1 protein-coding gene is annotated in these 357 nt (G+C 45.4%); it reads left to right on the top strand.

The window, feature by feature from the left end; all coding sequences use genetic code 11:
- Window positions 1–282 (top strand): hypothetical protein (locus BHE89_RS24505; protein ID WP_216081042.1); only part of this gene is annotated, 282 nt, incomplete at its 5' end.
- Window positions 283–357: the final 75 nt, after the last annotated feature.

Here is a 357-nt window from a genome sequence, read left to right as displayed (position 1 = left end):
ACTTGCCATCGCTGGGGCGTGTCATTTCGTTTCGGCTCCCCCTGTTTTTCCCTTTCTTCGCTGGACGCTCATCAGGATAAAAACAAAAAGCCTACCGCCCTCGTTTTACTCGGTTGGTCAAATCGCTTCTTGCCACAAAACAAGTTTTGTGACTTTCAGCGATTTCGCATCGTTTTTACTTGTCAGTTTTGCACGATGTTAAAAACGCACTCAGAAGCCCGCAAAACCGTTCTAAACTTTCAGCGTAGATTTGGGTGTTTTTATAGGGTGATCGTGTCTTAAAATCGTTTCGAGGGGCTTTAATGGGGATGAACGGGCGGTTTTTGCTAACTAACTCGCCCGTTTAACATAAAAGGG

Origin of the sequence: Shigella sp. FC1967 (assembly GCF_001743005.1) — a bacterium.
GTDB lineage: Bacteria > Pseudomonadota > Gammaproteobacteria > Enterobacterales > Enterobacteriaceae > Proteus.
The sequence above is the reverse complement of the archived record's forward strand: the minus strand, read 5'-3'. Positions and strand labels throughout refer to the sequence as shown.